Annotated in this window: 14 protein-coding genes; 1 reads left to right on the plus strand and 13 read right to left on the minus strand. The window is 36.9% G+C overall.

Annotated features, from left to right (window positions below):
* Positions 1 to 94: 94 nt before the first annotated feature.
* Positions 95 to 1,051, minus strand: coding sequence for a DMT family transporter (locus AC1FXZ_RS09570; protein ID WP_480052921.1), 957 nt, complete (start codon positions 1,049 to 1,051; stop codon positions 95 to 97).
* 327 nt (positions 1,052 to 1,378) lie between these two features.
* Between AC1FXZ_RS09570 and AC1FXZ_RS09575 the strand changes: the two genes are divergently transcribed.
* Positions 1,379 to 2,134, plus strand: a complete 756-nt coding sequence (locus tag AC1FXZ_RS09575; RefSeq protein WP_480052923.1) for an IclR family transcriptional regulator — start codon at positions 1,379 to 1,381, stop codon at positions 2,132 to 2,134.
* A 225-nt stretch (positions 2,135 to 2,359) separates the two neighbouring features.
* On the opposite strand, the gene AC1FXZ_RS09580 is transcribed toward AC1FXZ_RS09575, so the two are convergent.
* From AC1FXZ_RS09580 to AC1FXZ_RS09635, 12 genes are all read right to left on the minus strand, one after another.
* Positions 2,360 to 3,418 (minus strand): LLM class flavin-dependent oxidoreductase, encoded by a 1,059-nt coding sequence (locus AC1FXZ_RS09580; protein ID WP_480052925.1) that lies wholly within the window; start codon positions 3,416 to 3,418, stop codon positions 2,360 to 2,362.
* A gap of 546 nt (positions 3,419 to 3,964) precedes the next feature.
* Entirely contained in the window at positions 3,965 to 4,699 is a 735-nt protein-coding gene (locus AC1FXZ_RS09585) for an SIR2 family NAD-dependent protein deacylase (protein WP_480052927.1), read from the minus strand.
* Between the two features lie 184 nt (positions 4,700 to 4,883).
* The gene (locus AC1FXZ_RS09590; RefSeq protein ID WP_480052929.1) at positions 4,884 to 7,034 is read right to left on the minus strand and encodes a heavy metal translocating P-type ATPase; all 2,151 of its coding nucleotides are present in this window, start codon (positions 7,032 to 7,034) and stop codon (positions 4,884 to 4,886) included.
* Positions 7,021 to 7,404, minus strand: coding sequence for an ArsR/SmtB family transcription factor (locus AC1FXZ_RS09595; RefSeq protein ID WP_480052931.1), 384 nt, complete (start codon positions 7,402 to 7,404; stop codon positions 7,021 to 7,023). Before AC1FXZ_RS09595 ends, AC1FXZ_RS09590 begins: the two co-directional genes overlap by 14 nt.
* 208 nt (positions 7,405 to 7,612) lie before the next feature.
* A complete protein-coding gene (locus AC1FXZ_RS09600) occupies positions 7,613 to 8,665 on the minus strand; it encodes a tetraprenyl-beta-curcumene synthase family protein (protein ID WP_480052933.1) in 1,053 nt (350 codons plus the stop codon).
* Positions 8,666 to 8,789: 124 nt separating this feature from the next.
* Positions 8,790 to 9,908, minus strand: coding sequence for a Ger(x)C family spore germination protein (locus AC1FXZ_RS09605; protein WP_480052935.1), 1,119 nt, complete (start codon positions 9,906 to 9,908; stop codon positions 8,790 to 8,792).
* A complete protein-coding gene (locus AC1FXZ_RS09610) occupies positions 9,898 to 10,986 on the minus strand; it encodes a GerAB/ArcD/ProY family transporter (protein WP_480052937.1) in 1,089 nt (362 codons plus the stop codon). Before AC1FXZ_RS09610 ends, AC1FXZ_RS09605 begins: the two co-directional genes overlap by 11 nt.
* Entirely contained in the window at positions 10,987 to 12,504 is a 1,518-nt protein-coding gene (locus AC1FXZ_RS09615; RefSeq protein ID WP_480052939.1) for a spore germination protein, read from the minus strand. It lies immediately after the preceding gene.
* Between the two features lie 177 nt (positions 12,505 to 12,681).
* Positions 12,682 to 15,357, minus strand: coding sequence for a pyruvate, phosphate dikinase (gene ppdK / locus AC1FXZ_RS09620; protein WP_480052941.1), 2,676 nt, complete (start codon positions 15,355 to 15,357; stop codon positions 12,682 to 12,684).
* A 5-nt stretch (positions 15,358 to 15,362) separates the two neighbouring features.
* On the minus strand, positions 15,363 to 16,172 hold the full coding sequence (locus AC1FXZ_RS09625; protein WP_480052943.1) for a pyruvate, water dikinase regulatory protein: 810 nt from the start codon (positions 16,170 to 16,172) through the stop codon (positions 15,363 to 15,365).
* 581 nt (positions 16,173 to 16,753) lie between these two features.
* Positions 16,754 to 17,050: a Dabb family protein gene (locus tag AC1FXZ_RS09630; RefSeq protein ID WP_480052945.1), complete on the minus strand. Its 297-nt coding sequence runs from the start codon at positions 17,048 to 17,050 to the stop codon at positions 16,754 to 16,756.
* Entirely contained in the window at positions 17,050 to 18,315 is a 1,266-nt protein-coding gene (locus tag AC1FXZ_RS09635; protein ID WP_480052947.1) for a flavin-dependent oxidoreductase, read from the minus strand. Before AC1FXZ_RS09635 ends, AC1FXZ_RS09630 begins: the two co-directional genes overlap by 1 nt.
* Between the last annotated feature and the right edge of the window lie 69 nt (positions 18,316 to 18,384).

Here is an 18,384-nt window from a genome sequence, read left to right on the forward strand (position 1 = left end):
TTCATTTATCAAATTAAATTATTTGGATTTAATAATAAAATAATGTCTTTTCTTGGAAAAGACATTATTTTTTGTTTTGCCTTTAAAGCAAAAGCTATGAAACACTCCGATCCACCTTTTTTGACTCTTTCAAAAATGTCTGAATCATATTAGCGTTTGTCGACAACAAAACCCCTATCAAAATAAGCACCGTTCCAACAAATTGAACAAAAGTATAGCTCTCACCTACAAGAACAGCTAAAAGAATCGTAAATAAAACTACTAAATGATAAAAATTTGAAGCTCTTGCCGGGCCAACTTGCATGACTCCCTTACTCCAACAAAGAAATGAAATGACACTTGGGAAAATACCTAAATATATAACTCCTACTACAGCACTTAATGAAACTTGAGTTAGTGAGAAAGAAGAAATGTATGCTTCTACTATGGAAAAAGGAAGTAAAATTACAATTCCAATTGCAATCGTAGTAAGCAACGAGATCCTTGGTGGTAAGAAAGCTCCCCACTTCTTTAACAAGAGCGAATATGTAGACCAAGATAAAACAGCCATAATAATATATACATCACCAACATTAAACGATAATGTTAGTAATCTTGTTAGCTGACCATCCAAAACAATCCAAAGAACACCCACTAATGATATAACTGTACCTATATAATGGACCCATATGGAATGTTCCTTTAGAAACCAAGAAGCAAATAGCACAAGTAAAATGGGTGTCAATGAATTGATTAAAGAAGCATTGATAGAGGATGTATGTTGAGTTGCTATATATATGAAACAATTAAATCCAACGATTCCAGTCAACGCAAGAATAAATAATCGTAATTTATTCTTTTTCATTACATCAAAATATGGAACCCAATCCATCTTTACAATAGCAGTAAGAATGACAAATCCTACTATCCATCGAAACAGTGTGAGAAGAAAAGGGGGAACTACCTCTACAATTTGCTGCCCCAGCACAAAATTGCTTCCCCAAAAAAAGGTTGCGAAAATGAGGAGTAAATAAGCATTATCAAAATTTATATCTCTTTTAATTAGCTTCATTTTTCTCTCCCCCTAATTACAATATGACGTCGGATCATGGTCTCTGTTTCATCCACAAATAAACTTGCGTCTTTTCATCTCGAAGCCAACCACAGTATGTTATTTTGACAATAGTTATCATAGTTAACTATATGTTGTTAATCAAAGTATATAGAGCGAGTCTCGAAACGTCAATTCTGTTTTTTTACTTTTCGAAATATTCCCTCGGCAACAATAAAATACTTTTCGCTAACTTTTGTTAAACAAAGATATGTTTTGTTTACCTATGTTTAACTATATGATAAAGTTGGTTTTAACAGTCTTATATATGCAAGGAGGGAAAATATAGTGGAAGAGTCAAAGAAAAAAGGAATCCAATCGATTGAATCTGGATTTCAAATAATTAAAGTAATATCGAATGCAAGTGATCCATTAACGATTACAGAGATCTCAAAATTATGCGACATGCCAAAAAGCCAGCTATATCGATATTTAATTAGTTTATGTAGAATTGGATTTTTAGAAAAAAGTGAAGACTTACGCTATTCTTTAGGAAGTGAACTAGCATTAATTGGTTTAAGAGGATTAGAAAAAGTCGATATTCGCTTAAAAGCTTTGCCATATATTAAACGATTAAATGTTTTAGTAGATGAAACCGTCTCTTTAGCCATTTGGGTTGATAGTGTGGGACCCATTTTTATTAGTTGGGAAGAAAGTAAAAAGCCAATTAATGTAAATGTAAAAGTAGGTTCATCTGCTCCTTTAATTACTAGTGCTAGTGGAAACATCTTTGCTGCTTATTTCGACGTAGAGAAAACGAGAAGCTTTATAGAGAAAGAAATTAGCCATTTAGATATTGATCCAGCCGATGTCACTAACATGATAACTTCTGTAAAAGATGCAGGTTATGCATATACTACAACGTATATTCCTGGAATTGCTGCGGTATCAGCTCCAGTTTTTGACCAAAACAACAAATTAGTGGCCGCTCTTAGCGTAGTTGGTCTATCGAGCGTTATAGATATATCGCCCGATTCTGATTTAACAATAGAATTATTAAAAACAGCAAAAGAATTATCAAATAGTTTAGGATATGTATATTAATAAACGGCTCCTGTCTTTGCATCTGTTTTCTATCGTGCATACATAAAGCAGAGTCTCTTTTATAAAAAAGCTCTGCTTTAACTTTTCCTTAGTCTCACCTTCAGCATTCCATTGCTCATAATGTCCAGTCCAAGTCAGCTTTAATAACTATGATTAAACGCTTCTACACACTTGATTTTATTTTCTACTGTATACTTAGACATAACTATGGTTTATGACAATAGCCTACTTGTCTTTATCTTCAGCTTCCCACTTAGCTATCTCATTTCGAACCTTTGGTGCAACTTCTTTTCCTAATAGTTCAATCGCTCTCATTACATCATCGTGTGGCATCGAGCCGACAGGTACGTGCAACATAAAACGTGTAATCCCTACATTTTTTCTTAAGTGAATGATTTTCTCTGCAACCGTGTCTGAATCACCTACATACAACGCCCCTTCAAAACTGCGAGCCTCATCGAAGCTAGTTCGATCATAAGGAGGCCATCCACGTTCTTGTCCTAATTTGTTCATCACTTGCTGCGTTGACGGAAAAAATTTATCAGCTGCAAGTTCAGCATCCTCTGCAATAAATCCATGTGAGTGTGATGCCACTGCTAATTTGGAAATGTCATGTCCTGCATGAAGAACCGCCTTCTTATATAGCTTTACAAGCGCCGCAAATTGCAATGGATGGCCTCCAATAATCGCAAGTACGAGTGGCAAGCCAAGTAGCCCTGCCCGAACGACTGATTCAGAGTTACCACCACTGCCAATCCAAACTGGTAAAGGTTCCTGAATCGGACGTGGATACACACCTAAATCATGAATTGCCGGACGATGTTTTCCCGTCCAAGTCACTTTCTTTGAATCCCTTATTTTTAATAACAAGTCGAGTTTCTCCTCAAATAATTCATCATAATCACGAAGATCATACCCAAATAACGGGAATGACTCAATAAAGGAACCCCGCCCTGCCATAATTTCAGCACGCCCATTTGAAATACCATCGAGCGAGGCAAAGTCTTGAAAAACACGTACAGGATCGGCTGAAGAAAGAACCGTTACTGCACTCGTCAAACGTATTTGTTTTGTTTGTGACGCAGCTGCTGCCAAAACAATCGCTGGATTTGAGGCTGCAAAATCTTTACGATGATGCTCTCCCACACCAAAGACATCTAACCCTACTTGATCTGCTAGGACAATCTCTTCCACCACTTCTCGTAATCGCTGTGCATGACTTACTACTTCACCCGTGTTTACATCCGGAGTTGTTTCTACAAATGTGCTTACACCTATCTCCACTAATATACCCCTCCTATTATAATTGACTTGATTCGTAATCTTTATTTTCATTACCATACCATGCTTTCATTTTTCGGTAAATAATGGCTACTACAAACAAAAAACCGATTCTCTATTTAGAAATGAGAATCGGTGAGTGGGTCACTTTGTATTACTTGGATTACATTCATAGAATCACCCTTACGTTTATGGCTTCGACCAGATACATCTTTGTTTCTTCTTTTATTTTATTTTACCTTTTGCTTCAATTTTACTATACGCAATTGCGTAAAGTTCAAATCCTTCTTTAAAAGACTCAACAACTTTTTTCAGCATAGATGATCACTTTCCTTTTTATTATTTGTGACTATATTATGAAATATTTTATCTTCATTCTCAATGTTCATGGAACCGGCAACATTTTCGATGAAAACGAAAACAAATCGTATGAAAACGAAATCAGATCGGTATATCTGCCTTTTTCGCTGATTATCGTCTTGAAGAAGTTGTTCAAGCGAAAATTTGTTTGAGAGATATAATGAGGGGAACTCGCCACTGCTTTGCACACTAATCTATATTCAGTAATTCATCTACTCTCTCCAACACTTCCGTAGCCTTTCCATGAATCGTTAAATCAAAGTAATCATTTCCTTCGATCTTATCTAAATTTATCAAGACAGTGATGGCGTTTGTCATTGTTGGTAGTTGATTTACTGGATATACTTCTAAGCTTGTTCCAATTACAACAACAAGCTCTGCTCTAGAAATATTATGTAATGCTTTTTCCCAAGCATCTACCGGTAGCATTTCCCCAAATAAGACCACTTCTGGTCGAAGCTTCCCTTCACATTTCGAACATCGCTCCTTTTTAAGAAAGGCATGTTCACTCGAATCAGCTCCACAATCATGACAGCGAAATGATCGAATCGATCCATGTAGAGTTTGGACGTTAGCAGATCCGGCAAGTTGATGGAAGTTATCGACATTTTGGGTGGCGATTGATTGTATCAAGCCAATTTTATGCCACTCTGTTAAAATGCGATGTCCTTTATTGGGTTTTAGTTGAGAGAGAGCTTTTATTCGCATGCTGTAAAAATCATGAAAAACGTCGTACTCATTCTCCAAAGCCTCAATTGTAGCAACACTACGTGGGTCAATGTCTTCCCACCATCCTGACTTTGATCGAAAGTCTGGCACTCCACTTTCCGTTGACATTCCAGCCCCAGTAAGAATAACTGTTTGTGAAGATGTTTTCAGGTAGTGAACAAGTTGCGTAATATTTGTTTCCCAGTTAACACTCATATCAAATATACTCTTCCTTTCCGTCATTGAGATGGTATTTTAATACTTATTAGATTTTACAGTTTCCTCCACTCTCATAACTACAACGTAAAACTAAAAAAGTTGTTAATGAAACCATTAATTAAATTGCAACTTATAAACAAAATTGTAAAAAGAGCAGGATCCTCCTACTCTTTTATTAACATTATTTATCTTTTACCTTCAATAGACGTAACCCATTTAATGTTACGAGGAGAGTTGCTCCCATATCTGCTAAAATAGCAATCCAAAGTGTTAACCAACCTGGGATCACTAACAATAAAGCTAATAGTTTAATACCTATAGAGAAGGCGATGTTTTGTTTAATAATATTCAACGCTTTTCGGCTTAATTTAACTGTATATGGTAGTTTTGTTAAATCATCTCCCATTAATGCAACATCTGCAGTTTCTAATGCAGTATCTGTTCCAACTCCCCCCATTGCAATTCCAACAGTAGAGGCAGCTAAAGCCGGTGCATCATTTACGCCATCTCCAACCATCGCAACGTTCTTATAATCAGAACGGAGTTGTTTGATAGATTCGAGTTTATCTGCTGGCATGAGTTCTGCCTTCACATCAGTCACTCCAACATAATTGCCAATTGCAGCAGCTGTTTTTTTATTATCACCAGTAAGCATAATTGTTTTTTTAATCCCTAACTCATGTAACTTTCTAATGACTTCTTTACTCGTTTCTCTTACTTCATCAGCCACAGCAATGACAGCTAAAACCTCGTATGCTGTCCCAACAATCATAGTTGTTTTCCCATGTTCTTGAAGTGCTTTGATATCTATTTCGACTTGCGAAGATAAATTGCCTTCTACTAACTCGCTAAACAGCGAAGGGCTGCCAATGTAATAGTCTGTCTGATTAATAGTTCCTTTGATCCCTTTACCCGTAATCGAGGCAAATTCCTCAACTGCAATTTCGGTAAATGAAACATTTTCTTGTTTAGCCTTTTTGATAACAGCTGAAGCCAGAGGATGTTGAGAACGATATTCCATAGCAGCAATAATAGATAGCAGTTCTAGCTTATTGGTTTTCTCCCCGTACAAAATATAGTCTGTGACAGCTGGCTTTCCAATTGTTAATGTTCCAGTTTTATCAAAAGCAACTGCTTTTAATGCCCCAGCTTCTTCTAAATAAATACCACCTTTAACAAGAACTCCATTTTTAGCTGCATTGCCTATCGCTGTCACGATCGAAACCGGTGTTGAAATGACAAGAGCACAAGGACAACCTACTACAAGAACGGCTAATCCTTGATAAATCCACGCTTCCCAACTTCCTTGAAATAATATAGGGGGGGAAATCGCGACTAATAGAGCGACAACCATGATTGCTGGTGTATAATACTTTGCAAATTTGTCTATGAAAGCTTGAGAAGGAGCACGTTCCCCTTGTGCTTCCTCAACAAGATGAATGATTTTTGCAATCGTTGTATCCTCTACGTGTTTTGTTACCTCAACTTCTAACAACCCTTCTTCATTTAAGGTACCGGCAAAAATTTCATCTTCTTCTCTTTTTTCAACTGGTACAGATTCACCTGTAATCGCAGCCTGATTCACAGCGGAGTATCCTTTTCTAACTACTCCATCCATTGCGATTTTTTGTCCAGGCTTAACTATCATGATGTCGCCAATTTTTATATTATTAACATTCACTGTCATCTCTTGACCATTTCTACGAATTAACGCTTCTTTTGGTGCGATGTCCATCAAGGAGCGTATGGACTGTCTGGCTTTATCCATCGAGAATCGCTCAAGAGCCTCACTAATCGCAAATAGGATTACAACAATCGCACCTTCTGTCCATTCTCCAATTATGGCTGCACCGATGATCGCTACAGTCATCAATGTTTTCATGTCGAATTTCAGACGGATCAAGTTATTAAGACCAACTTTAAATAGTGAATAACCACCAATTAGAATGGACGCAACAAAAAAGAAAACTGAGATAACATGGCCTTCTCCATACATCAATTGAGTAATGTATCCAATCAATACAAAGATGGTTGCCATTATAACGTTAAAATATTTCTTTATAAACGGTTCTTTCTTTACTTGAAATTGAATTTCTTGATTCTCAGGCACGAGTTTCAAGCCTTCAAATGCACCAGCCTCTTCTAACCTTTTTATCGTTGTTTCGCCATAAACGGTTAGTTTTGAAGCACCAAAATTTACTTTTGCCTCCCGAACACCATCCAGGTGTTTTACGTTCTGCTCGAACGTATTTGCACAGCTTGCTCAAGTAAATCCTTCAACACGATAAACTTTTTTGTCGTTCTCTATTACTTTTTCTTCACGCACGATCATTCACCTCATTTCCATGAACAATTGCTGTTGTTACAATCATTCTCACATGATCATCGTCTAAAGAATAGAAAACTAGCTTTCCCTCCTTTCTACTTTTTGCTATCCCCAAATTACGAAGGTGGCGCAAATGATGTGAGACCGTTGCCATTGACGCGCCAATAATATTAGCTACATCACATACACATAGCTCATCTTCTTGCAGTAACGCGTAAGCAATCTTCAATCTTGTTTCATCTGATAAAGCCTTGAAAATATTTGCAACGGGAGTTAGATTCTCCTCTTGTAGTAGTGAGGTAACACGGTTCACTTTTGTCTCATCGAAACAAAAAATTTCACATACATCTTGGCTTTTCTTAACTTTTTGACTCATATTCTACACACCTTTAATCAAATGATCATTTGATTAAATTATATGTAGTAGTACAAATAATTGTCAATCAAATAATCAAATGAATGTTTGATCGAGTACAAATAATACAGTATATGAAGATAAAGAAGATGGTGTACCAAATTTTTAGGTACACCATCTTTGTAAAGATTAGTCTGTTATATTTTCATATACTAAAGCTACAGTTCCATTAAGCTCTACGATACACCCAGCTGTTAACGTAAAAAAATACAGTCGGCAATCCTCCAAAACGAATAAATTGTTTGGCTGTTTTTTTAATTTCCTTATGCGCTTGTACTTTCTCATCAGCTAAATAAATTGCAATTAATCCTTTATTAATTAAACGATGAAATTTCCAATCAGGGAGACTTTGAATACTTTCCTCTGCTTTTTCTCTTATGTGCCTGATTCTATCTACCATTTTTTCTTTCGTATCATAATAAAAAACGAAATTTAGGTCGTCTGCCTCCAAGTCTTCCTCTTGGTCGATAAAATAATCGAGTAAAATATGAAGGCCTTGAACCCAAGGGAAATAGCCATTTTTAAGAACAGACGCTTGTTGTTTTGTCATCGTACCTTTAGACGCATAAGCAGCAAAACAAAAAATGCCTAAGGTTGAACCTGCACACGCAGAAAATTCATACCATGTCATAGGAGGTACCTCATGTTTATGTCGTTCAAACCACTCCTCTAATAACTCCTCACGTTTGTGTATTTCCACATGTTTGAAAACCTGCAAGTCACAATAATATCCTGCTAATTGATGCATTGCATCTTGCACATTTTTGAAGCCGGGCAGCTCACTGAGAACCTCTTGGCATGTTCTCACAAGGGCCACCAAATATCCTCCATCATCTTGATCATCTCGATATCGATAATAATTTACCGGCTCTGCGCTTGGACTCAAGGCATGATGCATAGATTGATGTAGCGCCCTAAAGTCTTTTTCCTCTAAAGAAGTACTTCTATCACATAAATTATCAAGGTAATCACTTATCGTTTGATAAGCTACGATAAAACGAATAACTTTCTGACAATTTTCCCGAGCTAATAGTCCATAAACCGCTCCACCCTCACAGTGAAAAGCCTTGTCTTTCAAACTTGCTAACGCTTGTTCTCGTAATTCGTCATTAGGGATCTTATTTGCCATCTTCCTCCACTCATTTAAATACTGATGTGCGTCCGGTATTACTTGGCGATAGATTTTATACAACAATGTCCATGGCTTTGTTGGCACTTTCAAGGTATGCCCCTCCTCACTTCGGATTCTTTTACCTAAAGTATGCCCAACTTGTTGTACAGATTAACATCTTTTGGTATAAATTTTCCTTTGTTAAAAATCGGAAATCAGGTTTGCTAATCCGAGCTTATTCCAATGTTCCAGTAGAACTAATTTCTACATGAACATCCACCTCAAACATTGTTTCAGGGTATATCCTGTTCATCCACTCTTCTTTTGACCAATCTCCCCTCGTTCTGCTTCTGAATGCTTCTGAAAACCTGATTGGATCAACTTTTAGCTCTTGGAGTTTTTCAATTACCTTCCTACATTCCTCTTCTACTCGTTTTGCAATGGCATCCTCTACAACTTTTCGTGATCTCGCTTTTTCTGTATTTTGTCTTCCTGTATATTTCATTAACATCCCATCTAAACTTAATTGGATTTGAATTTTAGGGTTCTTTAAATCACCATTTGATTTAATCTCACTCCTTGAATTGATTAAATCTAAGGCAACATATGGCTCCTCACCTGTTTCTTCCGGAACGTTAAACCCAATGGTTGGCAAACGTTTCATCCTAGACATAGCCTGCATGTATTTACTCTCATCTGGCGTTAACAAGCCGACCATTTTATCATCGTTAAACAAAGCAACATGGGAAATATCAACTGAATCACCAACTTTTTCTAGGTAAGGCACCTTAGGGTCTGTTGTTTGATCCGTTGACTCAAAGATAAAATCATGTATGCTTGTAAACGGACGAAAAGTCGCTTCAAGATGAGGCTCCATTAATTTATGCAAATAAATAATAACTTGAGGTTTGTCTTTGTACTCTCCTTTAATAATTTCCTCTGTCTCTCCTTTTGTAATACCAATATAAACATTCGCCCCAATATTTGGATCGCGATATAGTCGTTCCATTATTTCTCTGTTTCCTCTTTCTCGAACTAATGCTTCTGAGAATAATATCACCCTCAATTGAGAGAAGTCTAAAGCTTGATCTGTTTTTCTAGCAATTTCTAATATTGCTTCATATGCTATTTCATCCGAAACCGTATACGTCTGCGTCAACTCCTCCGCTTCTGGATTGGGCTGAGGGAGCGCGACAGTTACTTTATAGTTTTTAGTATCCTCTTCTAGATCATAGCCAATAACGCCGACTAACCCGTAGTTTTCAATCGACAACTGCTGCATGCCCTCTTCTCCACATCCACTTACGGTGGCTATGATCATAATGAAAATCACGTAAAACCAATTAGCTTTCAAAGTGTCTCCCTCCCTTCAACTTGTTTATAATCAACAAAAAGGAAGGCAATAATAATGCAAACCCAAATCCAAAATATCGATTCCAATCGTATAACATTTCTCGGATTATGCTATCTATTGGTGAAAAAAACAGGACTGTAACAATTGTTACCACTAAATAAGCTTGCCATGATTGATTTCGCCCCTTACACATATCTGAGATTCCCCTTTTTGCAACCCATAAATAAGCACTGATTGTTGAAAGAATTAAAACAACCCATAAATTTATTCCTAGATTTTCAATTCTTTCAATAAATGAGAATTCAACTGCTCGAAAAATATTTAATATAGGGTAACGGATATTGGCTAACTGCCATTTTGAAAAATATATCACACAGGACAAACTAACTAGTGCATATAAAAAGACCGTTAACCAAAGTCCGATCGAAGCACTTCTAAATGCTTCTCGCTTGTTCATAATATATGGGTAAATAAATAAGATAATCTCAAACCCTAGCATTGATTCAAATCCCAGCCATAAAGATTGAAAAAAATTTCTTGCTCCAACTTCAAACAATGGAATCATTGCTGTTATTTTATCTAAATCAAAGGTCCATTTTAGAAAATAAATCATCCAAATGGTCATAAAAAAAGCGATAATACACATTCTCGCGACAGTTTTAATTCCACCCGATAATATATATAATCCCAATAATATTAAAGGCGCGAACAATAAAAGTTTATTCACTCTCGCCAATGCAACAGTTTGAATGACTTGGATAAAACTATCGACGATACTAGTTACACCTATAAGCACATAACTAACGACCAGTACATTTAGTACCGTACCAATTATCTTCCCCAATATCTTCTTATTAATAGTGAACAACGTATCATTTGGAAATTTCTTACACAGCAAAAACATCGGTATCAAAAATAGTTGAACAATAATTCCCATAACAAGAGGAATCATCCACATATCATGACCTGCTTCGTGTATGACATGTGGGAGTCTGATAAAGTTCATCGAAATCATCACATTTTGAACCAGAAATAGAACGTGATAATTGTTTAACTTTTGCATTCTTCCTTTATCCATCTAATCATCTCCATACGGACGAATGAGAAATTTTTTAGCTCGTGATGCTCCCGTACGAACATTAATAAGAAAGTAAGGAACTCTAAAGACATCTCGTAAATAATCCGTCCATTTTCGTGGAATGACTGGAGCAAAATAGGGTGTCCCTAAGGATGTTAAATTCGTCAAATGAATAATCATCCAAGCTAAAACTAAAAACTGTCCATACATTCCTAAAAATCCAGCACTAACAATGAAAAAGTATCGAATGAACCTAATTGCACTACTCATTGCAAAGCTAGAAGGTAAAAAAGAAACTAGTGCACTGATTGCTACAATTACGATTAAAATATTACTAACAAGCCCTGCTTCAACAGCTGCGGTTCCAATAACAATCCCTCCAACGATACCAATCGTCGAACCAACCTTTGTTGGCATTCGAGCCCCCGCTTCCCTTAGAACTTCAATAACAAGTTCTATACCGATTACTTCAATAACAGGTGGAAAAGGAACTTGAGAACGAGACTCTGATAGCAAGTTCAACAAATGAGGTGGTAGCATTTCCGGATGGAACGTCAAGACAGAAACATATGTCGAAGTTAATAATATCGTAATAAAAAAACCAACAAAACGAATTAATCTAACCATATTTGCAACCGTCCATCGTGTGTAGAAATCATCTGTTGCATTAAAGAGGTTAACAAATGTACTTGGACATATAACTACCTCTGGCGAATTGTCCATCAATATTACAATTCTGCCATCCAACAAAGCAGACATTGCGACATCAGGTTTTTCTGAAGATAAATAAACAGGAAACAATGAAAATGGTTGATCCTCTATCATTTGCTTTAAGACACTCGTTGAGAGCACTCCATCTATGTCAATATCCTTTAACCTTTTATCTACTTGTTCAATGTTTTCTTCATTGGCTATCCCATCAAGATACATGAATGTTACATTTGTTCTTGTTTCAGTACCGATTTCAAACTCTTTTGATTTTAGCTTAGGACTTTTAATCCTTCTTTTAATAAGCGAAATGTTTGTTTGTAATGATTCAGTGAACGCATCTTTTGGTCCCAGCATGTTCGTCTCTGAATCAGATGTTGAGACAGCTCGTTGTGGAGGACCAAACGTATCCACCTTAAATATTAGTTTCTTATTATCAAAAAATAGGACTGTAAAACCATTGCTAATATCGCTAATAAGTTGAGTAAGCTCATTTTCAACAACTGTCTCTGCATTAGGAAGGGCCTCTTTCACCTCTTGGTCGACTTTTAACTTACTTAAAGGAACGAGGAGATGTTTCTGAAATACCGATGCATCGATAATTGATTGCAAAAAATATAATTGGACTCGTTCATCACTTAACTCAATTTCCATTTTGGTAAAATCAGCAACGTTCTCATACTCCTGTTCAATCGCCTCTTTCGTGATAAACTCATTTCTTTCTTGTCCCTCTTTATCATTTGCTTTTACATCATTCTCATTTCTAACTTCTAACGTTTTCCTCATCAACTTCTCATACAATGATCTCATAACACATACACTCCTCGTCTGTTTACTTTTTCGCTTTTTGCCATTTGTTATTCTTTTTTCTTCATGCATGGTATGAAAGGAAAACTTATCATTAGGAAAAAAATCGAACGTTATTCCTTAGAATTGTTCTAAAGAAGCACAAAAAAAGCTGCCCCAATTAAGGCAGCTTCTGCATTTTTATTGTTGTGTTTGAAGTTTAGGTGTTGAGCTTTTTTGTTCATGTATAATTGTAGCTTGTGCAGCTGCAAGACGCGCTAGTGGAACCCGGTACGGAGAGCAACTTACATAATCTAAGCCTACTTCATGACAGAATAGAATTGATTGTTTTTCTCCACCATGTTCGCCACAAATGCCTGTTTTTAATTCTGGTTTTGTATTTCTACCAAGTTTCACACCTGTTTCTACTAGTTTGCCTACGCCATCTTGGTCTAGTGTAGCAAATGGATTTTCTGGAAGCACTTTGTTTTCAATATAGGCTTGAAGGAACTTGCCTTCAGCATCATCACGACTATATCCAAACGTTGTTTGTGTTAAATCGTTGGTTCCAAAAGAGAAAAAGTCTGCTTCTTGTGCGATTTCATCAGCTGTTAATGCAGCTCTTGGAACTTCAATCATCGTACCAATAAGGTAATTGAAATTTTCTCCAGTTTCTTCTTTCACCTGTTGACCAGCATTAATGACTAGTTGACGCATTTGTTTTAATTCATTTACATGGCCGACTAAAGGAATCATAATTTCTGGTTTAACGTCAATGCCTTTTCTCAATACATTAGCAATCGCGTAAAAAATTGCTTTTGCCTGCATAATGTATATCTCTGGATAAATCATCCCTAGTCGGCAACCACGGTGACCGAGCATTGGATTAAATTCGTCTAACTGACGTACTTTTCGTAACAGTTGTTCCTTTTCTTTCAATTGTTCAGAGCTTGGATTAGTCATTTGTAATTTGGTCACTTCAACAAGAAGTTCTTCTTTATCCGGTAAAAACTCATGTAGCGGGGGATCTAATAAACGTATCGTAACAGGATAACCTTGCATTGCTTCAAAAATCCCCTCAAAATCGCCTTGTTGCATTGGTAAAAGTTTACTCAATGCAACTTCACGTTGCTCGTAAGTGTCAGCAAGAATCATCTCCTGTACAATCGGGATACGAGCTGCATCCATAAACATATGCTCTGTACGGCATAGCCCAATCCCACCTGCACCGAATTCAAAAGCTTTTTTCGCATCCTCTGGATTATCAGCATTGGCTCTAACACCCAATTTCCTTTCTTCATCTGCCCAGCTAAGTAGCAATTGAAACTCATCAGAGAGCTGTGGTTCAATCATCTCAATTTCACCTAAGAAGATTTCACCAGTTGAACCGTCGATCGTAATGATTTCTCCCTCGTTCACGACTGTATTTTCTACTCTAAATTGTTTCCCTTTCAAATCAATTTTTAAAGCTTCACAGCCACATATACAAGCTTTCCCCATTCCTCTAGCCACAACTGCCGCATGACTTGTCATTCCTCCACGACTCGTAACCGTTGCTTCAGCTGCAACAATTCCATGAATATCATCAGGTGTCGTTTCGGGACGTACAAGGATAACTTTCTTATCATCCTTTGCTAACCTTTCTGCTACATCAGCATCAAATACAACTTGACCTGTTGCTGCTCCTGGTGAAGCTGGAAGGCCCTTCGCTAAAGAGGAACGCTCAGCATTATCATCAATTCTCCGGTGCAGCAATTGATTTAAATGTTCAGGATCAACTCGCAAAATCGCCTCTTTTTTATCAATAATTTGTTCTTCGACTAGGCCAACTGCTATTTTGATTGCTGCTTGAGCAGTTCTTTTTCCCGTTCTCGTTTGAAGAATGAACAAATTACCACGCTCAACAGTGAATTCTATATCCTGCATGTCTTGATAATGGTTTTCAAGTAATTGACAAGTATCTACAAACTGCTGATACACCTCTGGCATTTCATTTTTCAGAGTCAGGATAGGCTGTGGTGTGCGAATTCCAGCAACAACATCTTCCCCTTGCGCATTGATCAAATACTCTCCATAAAGTTTAGATTCACCCGTAGAAGGGTTACGCGTAAATGCAACTCCCGTACCAGAATCATCACCCATATTACCAAAGACCATACTTTGAATATTAACAGCTGTTCCGAGATGGCCCGGAATTTTTTGAAGGCGACGATAAACAATAGCACGCTGATTATTCCAAGAATCAAATACAGCGCTAACCGAGAGAAATAGCTGCTCCTTTGGATCTTCAGGGAACGTTCTTTTTGTATGACTTTTCACAATTTCTTTATAGCCCTTAATCACCTCTTGCCAATCTTCTGCAGACATTTCAGGATCTGTTTGATACCCCTTCTTTTCCCTGATCTCTTCTAGTAATTGCTCAAAATAAAAGCCATCTACTTTCAAAACGACATCACTAAACATTTGAATGAATCTACGATAGGAGTCATAAGCAAACCGTGGATTGTCCGTCAGCTTTGCCATTCCTTCAACCGTATCATCATTCATTCCAAGGTTTAACACTGTGTCCATCATTCCTGGCATTGAATGTACAGCGCCTGAGCGAACGGAAACAAGAAGTGGATTCTCTGGATCTCCTAATCTTTTACCTGTTTGTTCTTCAAGAGTAGTAAGCGCTTCTAATACTTGTGATTTAATTTCTGGAGATATTGATTTCTCTGCATCATAATAAGCATTACAAGCTTCCGTTGAAATCGTAAAACCATAAGGAACAGGCAAGCCAATTCGAGTCATCTCTGCCAAATTTGCTCCTTTTCCTCCCAAGAGTTCTTTTTTATCGCCACTTCCCTGATCAAACATATAAACAAATTTATTCATGATTTTTATACCCCTCTCTTTTTTAGCATAGCCAAGATTAAATCGGCGGTCTCTTCTACTGCTTTATTCGAAACATTTATGATTGGACAACCTATCCGCTTCATAATTTTCTCGGAATATTCTAACTCCTCTAAAATCCTATCTAAATCAGCGTATTTCGCAACTGATAACCCTAGATTCTTAAGTCGTTCCTTACGGATTTCATTTAATTTGTCTGGTGTTATCACTAAACCTACACACTTGTTTTTAGAAATTTCAAAAAGTTCATCAGGTGGTGATACCTCTGGCACTAAAGGAACGTTAGCTACTTTAAATCTCTTATGAGCCAAATACATAGATAGAGGTGTCTTCGACGTTCTAGAAACACCAATTAGTACAATATCGGCACGTTTTATCCCACGTATATCCTGCCCATCATCATACTTCACGGCAAATTCAACCGCTTCTACTTTCCGAAAATAGTTCGCATCTAATTTCCTCATTAGCCTTGGTTGTCTTTTGGGATCTTTGTTGAACTTTGTCGAAAACGCTTTCATTAATGGGTCCATTAAATCTATTGCAATAATCCCTTCTTCTCTCGCCTTCTCGTCTAGATATTTCTTTAAAGACGGAATCACAAGTGTATAAGCAATGATAGAATTGCTATATTTTGAAGCAGCTATGACATTATTAAGATCTTGAATATCCTCTACGTAAGAAACATGTTGAATTTCAACTTTTCCACCATTGAATTGTGATGCAACAGCTCTTACCATTAGCTCAGCCGTTTCCCCAACTGAATCGGAAACGACATAGACAATCTCCTCCTGATTCACAACCGATTCCCCTTTTCCGATGTGTGTTCGATGTTACATGAACAGTATTTTTTAGTCGCAGCCTTATAATATGTAGCTCAATTCAGAAAAAATAATGAATACTAGCACTGGAGTCTTCATTCTATTTTTTGACTTCTGTCTTCTATTAATCATTGAAACAAATAATGTTTCGCTCTATATTTATAAATCTATCTACTAAAGTTCATCCCCTTTTTTAATAGTGTTTTATAATGTTTACCAAACCTAAATATGTCATACTAATTCTTGTAATACCCAAAATGTGTTATACAGTAAATTAAATAGTATGTTACCACTAATTGTTTTTTGATACAACCCTTTTTTTTTAGAAAAAGGAGATAATTAACAATATGACATTAAAAATCAGCAATGATTGTAAGACATAACAAGGAAAATAACTTATGCTTCACTACAATCCAAAAAGGTAATAATGCGATTAAAGGAGAGTCTTATGCAAAAAAAGTACCTTACCACTAATAAATGGAAGGTACTAGAAAAAATTAATTCAACACTTTCAAGAGTAGTCGCTTTAGAGTTTTAAAGCACGACCGTAAAAAAGTTATTTATTTAATATCAAAATCAACAATCACTGTGTCTTCTACTCCAATTTCTTTTACATAAGCAATGATCTCTTGATGCTTCGGATGTGGCAAATAGTTGTTTAACGCTTCCCGATCCTTAAAGCGAACCGTCAACCCAACATCATATCCTTTACTACGCTCTGAGAAATTAAGCCCTTGTTGCAGATCAATAATTCCTGGAATTTCCTCTTTTAATGCATAAGTTTTGCGAATTAATTCCTCTTTTTGCAGTCCAGTCGTTTCTGATGAAAATTTCAATAAAACAATATGTTCGACCATTACTTCCCTACTCCCACTTTTGCATTAAGACTTTTTTTATCAAATCCAGCTATCTGTTTGTATTTATTTGCAATATCCTGTAACTCCTGCTTGCTAATGACATCATGTAGCTGTTCAAATCCATTTGGTGCACGCTCCTCAACAATTTGCATCACTACCTCTGGACCATTTTTTCGGTTGGTCATAACAATATTCGCCGTTGGTGCTAACCGTGCCTTTTCATAAACTTTCAAGGCTGTTTCTGCATGCGATTGCTCGAGTATCGCTTCTCCTAATGCATCGGCATCTAATATCGCTTGTGATGCACCATTTGATCCAATTGGATACATTGGGTGTGCTGCATCCCCTAGTAATGTTACTCTGCCAAACGTCCATTTCGTAAGTGGATCACGATCAACCATCGGAAATTCATAGACTACATCTGTTTCCTCAATCAATTTAGGAACATTCAACCAACCAAAGTCCCAGTTAGAAAAAGCTGGTGCAAATTTTTGCTTATCAATTTTACTATTCCAATCAGCACGCGAAGGCATTTCATCACCGACAGTCAATTCAGCAATCCAATTCACAAGTGAACGCCCTCTTTTTGCTGACTCTGGACTTACGGGATAAGCAACAAACTTCTGATCTTGATAACCAGACATAATCATCGTTCTACCTGTTAGAAATGGATCCGTCTCAGTAATCCCTCGCCACAAAATTCTGCCACTAAATTTCGGTAATCCTTCATTAGGGTAATAAAATTTTCGCACCATTGAATGAATCCCGTCTGCTGCAATCATGATGTCAGCATTATAGGTACCAATGCGTTCACCTGTTTTTCGATTTTCAAAATGAGCAAAGACTGTATCTCCAACTGTTTCGAATCCAGCTAGATGATGTCCCGTATATACGGATTCTTCTCCCACTTGCTCCTTTACTGCCTTTAATAACAGCATCTGTAACTTCCCTCGGTGGATTGAATATTGTGGCCAATGGTAACCAGCATTTATTCCCCTAGGTTCCTGCCATATTTTTTGACCGTATTTACTATAGTAAATAAGTTCTGCAGTAGGAATTCCGGTATTCTCTAGTTCTTCTGCTAATCCTAGTTCTGTTAGAATTCTAACAGCATGAGGAAGCAAATTAATCCCCACTCCAAGTTCTCTAACTGTTTCCACACTCTCAAACACACGCACTGACACACCAACGCGGTGAAGTTTCAAAGCAGTAACAAGCCCTCCAATACCACCACCTACGACAATGGCTGAGTTAATTGTTGACAAAGTGATTCCCCCAAACTATTATTTTACTATTTAACTTATTTCCATTATTCCATATTTTCTTTAAATATC

It is taken from the genome of Halalkalibacter sp. HAAS-P014 (assembly GCF_056619965.1).

Coding starts and splice junctions, on each gene's coding strand:
- AC1FXZ_RS09570 (WP_480052921.1), bottom strand. CDS start 1,051: ATGAAGCTAATTAAAAGAGATATAAATTTTGATAATGCTTATTTACTC.
- AC1FXZ_RS09585 (WP_480052927.1), bottom strand. CDS start 4,699: ATGAGTGTTAACTGGGAAACAAATATTACGCAACTTGTTCACTACCTG.
- AC1FXZ_RS09595 (WP_480052931.1), bottom strand. CDS start 7,404: ATGAGTCAAAAAGTTAAGAAAAGCCAAGATGTATGTGAAATTTTTTGT.
- AC1FXZ_RS09610 (WP_480052937.1), bottom strand. CDS start 10,986: ATGGATAAAGGAAGAATGCAAAAGTTAAACAATTATCACGTTCTATTT.
- AC1FXZ_RS09615 (WP_480052939.1), bottom strand. CDS start 12,504: ATGAGATCATTGTATGAGAAGTTGATGAGGAAAACGTTAGAAGTTAGA.
- ppdK (WP_480052941.1), bottom strand. CDS start 15,357: ATGAATAAATTTGTTTATATGTTTGATCAGGGAAGTGGCGATAAAAAA.
- AC1FXZ_RS09630 (WP_480052945.1), bottom strand. CDS start 17,050: ATGGTCGAACATATTGTTTTATTGAAATTTTCATCAGAAACGACTGGA.